The 7514-nt window shown below is 42.3% G+C and carries 2 protein-coding genes; both read left to right on the top strand.

The window, feature by feature from the left end; translation table 11 throughout:
• A partial coding sequence (locus tag ACSX1H_RS13310) for a T9SS type B sorting domain-containing protein (protein ID WP_439184623.1) occupies positions 1 to 6553 on the top strand: 6553 nt, incomplete at its 5' end.
• A 12-nt stretch (positions 6554 to 6565) separates the two neighbouring features.
• Positions 6566 to 7498 carry a PorP/SprF family type IX secretion system membrane protein gene (locus tag ACSX1H_RS13305; RefSeq protein ID WP_439184622.1) on the top strand — a complete coding sequence of 311 codons (933 nt, stop codon included), beginning with the start codon at positions 6566 to 6568 and terminating at the stop codon, positions 7496 to 7498.
• Positions 7499 to 7514: the final 16 nt, after the last annotated feature.

Here is a 7514-nt window from a genome sequence, read left to right as displayed (position 1 = left end):
GATACTAACTATTCCCGCTGCTGATAAAGCGACTTACGAAGGAATTTATACCTTAACAGTCACCGAGGGAACTTGTGAATCTTCTCTTAATCATAATGTAGTCCTTCATACGAACCCAGACGCATTACCTGGTAATGGAGGAGACGTATGTTTGGGTGAGGCCATCTCACTGCTGGGTAATCCGGCTGATATGATCAGCTATACCTGGACCAATGCCGGAGGTGATGTGATTGGCACGGAGCAGAATATTTCTGTGGCGTCCGCTGATTATGGTTTTGGAACACATGTATTTACATTAACCGTAGAAGATGTTAATGGATGCAGTGGATCAGCAACCACCAGTGTCACTGTTTTTGAAAACCCAACTGCGGCCCCTACTTTTAATGCACCGGTTTGTGATGGAGGCGAATTAGTGATTGCGGCCAATGCTGCTGGAGGCACAGGTGTTTACGATACATATATATGGACAAAAGATGGAAACCCATACGGTGGTAACCAACCAACCATCACCATTGATCCGGCCAGTGCGACTGATGCCGGCGTTTATGGTGTTACCGTGATCGACTCCAATGGTTGCAGCAGCCAAGAGACTACCGTAACAGTGACTATTCAGGCTCTACCAGTGCCAACCATTAATGGAGAGGCTACTGAAACAAGCAGTGAGTGGTGTGATGGTGAGGATGTTACCCTTACAGGTGGAGGCGGCTCATTCGGTGCCAGCTATTCATGGTTATTGCCTGATGGGACCACACAAAATACAGCAGTATTGACTATTACCAATGCTGACAAAGCAAGCTACGAAGGAATTTATACCTTAACAATTACGGAAGGTACTTGTGAATCTTCTCTTAATCATAATGTAGTCCTTCATACGAACCCAGACGCATTACCTGGTAATGGAGGAGACGTATGTTTAGGTGAGACCATCTCACTGTTGGGTAATCCGGCTGACATGATCAGCTATACCTGGACCAATGCCGGAGGTGATGTGATTGGCACGGAGCAGAATATTTCTGTGGCGTCCGCTGATTACGGTGTTGGAACACATGTATTTACATTAACTGTAGAAGATGGTAATGGATGCAGTGGATCAGCAACTACCAGTGTGCAAGTAAGTACTGTAGATGCTGCCATTAGTGTGAGTGCACCTTCCAGCGGTGTAAGAACAGTTTGTGCAGGAACATCTGTTACCTTCAATGGGAGCGGAAGCAATGGTTCTGGAAATTATACTTACACGTTTCGCCGTGTACGTGGAGCTGATGATGAAATAGTGCAAGTGGCTGGCACAAGTTCAACTTATGTGGCAGCAGCAGAGAATGCTCCGATTGATGGAGATCAATTTTATGTTGTCGTGACTGATACTGATACAGGTTGTTCAGCTAATTCTGAATCTATTACTATAAATGTAGTAAGTAATCCGGTTCCAACATTAACTATTAGTAATAATGAAGGGTCATCTATCATATGTGAAGGTGAAGAGTTAAGTTTTGTTGCAACGCCTTCTGACTTTGCCCGCTATGTATTTTCTATCAGAGGAACACCAATTCAGGATGGTGCTTCATCTACTTTTTCATACTCAGGGTTTGTAGATGGAGATGTTATCAATGTAACGGCGTACACCGATTTGTCAGACAACCCATGTTATGGTACTTCAAGTAATTTAACAATTCAAGTCAATCAGCGACCAATGCCTGAAATTAATGGAAGTACAACTGTTTGTGTTAACTCTACTGAAGTCTATGAGGCAAATATTTCTGGCCTGGGAAAAGGCAACTACACTTGGAACATTAATGGTGGAACACCAACAGGTGACCTTGATGACGAAACCGTAGAAGTAGTTTGGGATGGAGCTGGACCGTATTCTATTGAGCTTAATTATGTTAATAATAATAACTGTATGGCTGAAATGCCAACGGTTCTAAATATTACAGTTAATACGGTAACAGCAACGCTCTTAGCTGATAATACTAATATTTGTAGTGGCGAGGATGTAACTTTTACTGCGAGTGGTGGTGAAACATACGAATTCTTTGTTGGTACAACTTCCATTCAAGGCCCCGATGCTAACAATACTTTTACGGCTTCCGGTCTTACTGATGGTCAGGTAGTTACCGTCAGAGCGATTGATGCAATTGGTTGTGAAGATACATCTGAGGGTATTCAAATAGCTGTAAGCGAAACGCCAAATCCAATAATTACATCAGGTCCCGATGTGGTGTGTAATGGGGAAGAGGTAACTTATACAGCCGAAGGAGGTTTTGTTAATTATGTTTGGTCAGTGAGTGATGGTGGAACAATCACTACCGATCCTACCCTAAGTAGCGTTAATGTGAAATGGGAAACAGCTGGAGAACAGTCTGTGTCAGTTGCCTATGCAAGTGCAGGAGGTACATGTATTGGTAATGCTTATACCTTACCGGTTACCGTTAATGCCTTGCCATCAGCTACTTCCTTTATAGCTGACCCAAGTAATAATGTGATTATAGGTTCTGACATCACTTTTACAGCCACTGGTGGCGAGCAGTACGCTTTTTTCGTAAATGATTTAGAAGTGCAGGCGAGAAGTGAGAGCAATGTATTAGTTGTGAGTACGGAAACACCAAGTGCTAATCCGATTGTTACGCATGGTGATGTAGTAAGAGTAAATATATATAATGCTGCTGGCTGTAGTGTATTTCAAGAAATTACAGTAGGCGTGTACGACGGTATTGGTCGTTTTGATGTTATTGCTTCATCACCAGGTCATTGCCATGGAGAAAGTATCGCCTCAATTAGTCTTTCTGATTATCAGGAAGGAATTACCTATGAATTATTTAGAGTGGGGACACCCGATGTATCATTGGGTAAAGTACTTGCAACAGCCAGTACTGGTGTTGTTCAATGGTTGAATATTCAGGGTGGGAACCCGGCTTCTGAGTTTAAGGTAGTGGCTTACTATGATGGCACACCTCCAACACCACCGATTGAAATGAACAATACAGTGACGGTTGAGGAGTATGATGAGTTAGGTATCTATCAATTATCCGTTACCCCGGCTGAAGTATCATGTGGTAGTGTAGTCACTATTACCTTAAGTGGTTCAGATGCTGGAGTAATTTACCACTTACTAAATGGACAAACTATTGTACAAAGTGAAACCGGCACTGGTGGCGTTCTACCTTTCGAGAATATTACATTAAGTGTTGGAACATACACTATTATGGCAGAGCAGGTGAATGCAGGAGCACGTTGTGAAGTCGTAATGGATGGACAGCTGTCTGTGGCTGGAGATGTGGCAATTGAAATTTATGATATCATTGGAACTAAGGAGGGAAAATATTGTGATGACGGGGTGGATGCTGTAACAATTTCTCTCAGCAATTCACAAAGTGGTTATGATTACGAATTATATTATAACAATGCGCCTATCGCACCGGATCCGGTTATTGTATCTGGTACTGATGCAGCCATTTCGTTTGGACAATATACAGCAGAAGGCGATTATTCTGTAATAATGGTGGCCAATGGCTGTACCTATTATATGCATGGTTCAGTAACAGTGGAGCGTGTAGCACTTCCTGTCCCATTCAATCTGTTGGCTGAAGATAATGGTCATTATTGCGCTGATGATGCTGATGGGGTTGAACTATACCTGGATGCTTTTGAGCCAGGAGTTGAGTATCACCTTTATCTGGATGGCAATCCTGTTGGGACAACAATCACTGGAACGGCCTCTTTTGGAAGTGTAACACAAGTGGGTGAATACAGTGTAATTGCTTCTACTGGTAATCCGTCAGCTTGTACAACTGTTGCTTCCACGTCTGTTAATGTTGTAAGGGACAACCTTCCTGTTTCCATCGCTCTTCAAGGTGCCACTGAATTCTGTGAAAATGGGGAGGCTCAACTATTTCTTGTAGAACCAGAGCAGGGTGTGGAATATGAATTGATATTCAACGATGTGGCGACTGGTGATATGGGAACCGTTAATGGTGCACGCATTGAATGGACTGTTAATCAAGAAGGTACCTATAAAGTTCAGGCGACAAAAAATAATAGTAATACAAATTGCGGTCCGCACGTAATGCCAGGACAAATTGAGCTAGGACAAATTGCGCTGCCTCTTGATAAGACGGTAGATGTAATTGAAGGAGATCCTTTACTATGCGAAGGAACGGTTATTAAAGTTATTGATCCACAGGCGACAATGCAATACGCTGTAGTTAGCAACATTACTGGGGAGGTCATGACTGGATATATCAAGCTTGGCACTGATGTTAATGCTGACGGTGATATTGAGTTCGACGCAATCAATGACAATGGTGGTTCTTACCGTGTTGAGGCTTATAATGGAAACTGTCCACTTGTTTTAGATATGACTGGACTTGGAGAGCAAAATGAGATCATCATTAATAATCCAAACGCCATTTCCAGAAAGGCTTTACAAATTCCTGATGCCATCTGTGAAGGAGATGGTGCAGTTGATATTGTTGTGCTAGCAACTGATGTCGCTACTAAATATGACTTATACCGTGTGGTATCTCAAGCAGATATAGATCCTTCAACACAAGCCACAGATCCACAGGATGAGTTAATTGCCACTATTGAAGGAGATGGAACCGATAAACCTTTCGCAAATATCTTAAAAGAAGGCGTATATTATGTTCTTGGTTATAACGAGACATTATCGCCAGATGATCCTTGTAGCAATGAAATGTTAAATCGAGTAACCATCGAGTTTAATCGATTACCTATTTCATACCGACTCGTTGGATCAGGTATTTCCTGCGGCAGTGCTAATCCAGCTGTAATTGGTATCGAAGGTTCAGAGCTCGGAGTGGAGTATACTTTAGTTTATGATGATCCTTCGTCAGGTAAGGAACCGGTGGCCACAATAAGTGGTGATGGTTCGCCTCGTGTCTTTAATGGCGTTACCCAAGAAGGTGTTTATACGGTATATGCAAGATCAACAATAACAGGTTGTACATCTAGTATGGAGGGAGAAGTTATTGTAAAAACGGTCTCCGAAGTGGGCGATCAGGTACTTACAAAGAACAGCTATAGTTATTGTTCCAATGAGGACGGTGCTGAATTAGTATTGCAGGATCAGGAGTATGATGTACTTTATAGTGTTATTGATGCAAATACCGGAGACCTTGTGGTAAGCAACACAGGCGTAGCAGCAGGTAGCCCATTAGTTCTAGGAACAGTACCAGCTGGTACCTATGAGGTATGGGGTTCTTTTGGAGACAACTGTGAAAATCAAATTAACAATAAGCAAACGGTTGTAGTTAGATCAGAACCTTTAAAACCAGTTTTATCGGCTAGCTCAACCGAGTATTGTTTCGACAGAGAAGGCGTCCAACTGACAATCACTAATAGTCAGAGTGGTATCGGTTATCAACTGATTGCAGGTGCTGGGACTGGTGAATTTGTGGGATATATTAATGGTAACGATGCCAGCGTAACCTTCCCTAACCGTTTAATCGGTACGGAGACTTATGTTGTGAGAGCTGTTTCCTTTAGCTCAGGCTGCGAGATCGATAGTGACCCGCTTACAATAACAAAAAAGGACGAATTATATACTTATAATGTTATTCTTGAGTATGGGAATGGCGATGAGGGATTCGATTGTGTTGACAAAAGCTGCTATGGGCTGATTCAAACCGATAGCATTAAGCTTGATATGTCAACAGACGGTGTTTTCTACATGCTGATGTTAGATGGACAAAGTACTCCGGTTAAAATAGTTGAAGGTACCGGTGGTGAAATCAACTTTGGAGTACAGGCAGACGGAGGCACTTATTATGTGGTTGCCAACTACGATGGCTGTGAAAGTCAAATGGCAGGCTCTGTTGAGTTAGCTGTACAGCCGCTGGTGGCCGTTAATGATATTCAAGGCTTAGATGCTGGAGAAGCAATCGCTGAGTTTGATGTGGCTCGCAATGACGTCTATTTGGCTAATTTTGATTTCTTCCCTAAAGCTGATACGGATGAGGACAAGTATGTGAATCTTAATTTTGAGGTGATTCCATCATGGGAGTATTTCGACAGTGAGGGAGAAATCCAGCAGTTTGAGACCATTGGTGAAGCAAGCATTAATAACGAAGGTAAATTGGAATACAAGAAGCGACCAAACTTCTTTGGCAAAGATTCGGTGCGTTACAAGGTTTTCAACAAACTGAAACCAGAACGTTCAGATATAGCCACTGTATTCATCTTTATTGGTAATATAAGTATTGAAGACAAAGAAGCCTTGCTGCTCCCGAACGCCTTTTCTCCAAATGGAGATGGTATTAACGATACTTATAAAATAACCGGTTCATTCGTTGATGAGAACACTGTTTCCAAGCTCGAGGTATTTAATCGATGGGGTACGATTGTGTATCGTTCGAAGGGTGATACCTATGGTAAAGATGGTAAATATTGGGATGGTTCATCCAACGCCGGGGCCATGGTTTCATTGGGCACAAAATTACCAAGCGGGACTTATTTCTACGTGTTCACCATCGATGTAAATATTGATGGTGAGGAATCGACTAAGGAATATTCTGGTTTCATTGAATTACGACGATAAACGATTATGACTATGAGAAAGCTGCTATATATATTTTTGGGCTTAGTGCTTGCTGTGGGATTAAAGGCCCAGGATCAGGCCCAGTATAATCATTATATCGGTAACCAGGGTATTTTAAATCCGGCTTACAATGGCACACGCGACGTTATTAGTGGGTTAATCATTCATCGAAGCCAATGGTTAGGCATGCAGGATGCCCCGATGAACCAAGCAATCAATGTGCATGGTCCTATTGAAGATACGAACCTTGGCGTGGGCGTGGTATTAGAGAACGACCGTTTGGGGTTCTCTAATAACTTTAACTTTATGGGAGCAGGTTCCTATAAGCTGAAAATGGGCCGTAATCAGTTCCTTTCTTTAGGTTTGCAGGTAGGTGTTACCTCAAGTGTTTATGATGGTACAAAAGCCATTACAGACATCTATGGTGACCCCATGTTTACCCGTAAGGAGTCCATCCTGGGATTTAACTTTGGGATTGGTGCCTATTATTATGCCGATGGCTATTTTGGCGGGTTTTCAATTCCACGTTTTTTCAGGCCTACTTTTGATGAAGCTCAGGATAACGAAGGCAGCTTCAAGAATACGGTTAGCCTGGAATCATTGCACTCGTATTGGTACGGAGGATATATCTTTGATTGGGGAGAAGTAAAAGTTAAACCTACTGCATTAATCAGAACGGTAGTGGGTGCTCCTTTAACCTTTGATTTATCATGTAATGTTTTGTTGAACGAGCGCCTTTGGTTGGGGGCTTCTTACCGCAGTATTTCGGAGGTTGTTTTTCTTACTGAGTATATTATCAATCGACAGTGGACGGTGCGCTATTCTTTCGATTATTCATTATCGAAAATAGGCACATTTGGGCAATATGGATCACATGAAATCGGCTTACAGTTCGACTTCTCTTTTAATAAGAGAGCAGGAATGCGTTCAATCAGATACTTCTAATGGGGTATCAGGATAG

It is taken from the genome of Carboxylicivirga taeanensis (assembly GCF_051851475.1).
GTDB classification, from domain to species: domain Bacteria; phylum Bacteroidota; class Bacteroidia; order Bacteroidales; family Marinilabiliaceae; genus Carboxylicivirga; species Carboxylicivirga taeanensis.
The sequence above is the reverse complement of the archived record's forward strand: the minus strand, read 5'-3'. Positions and strand labels throughout refer to the sequence as shown.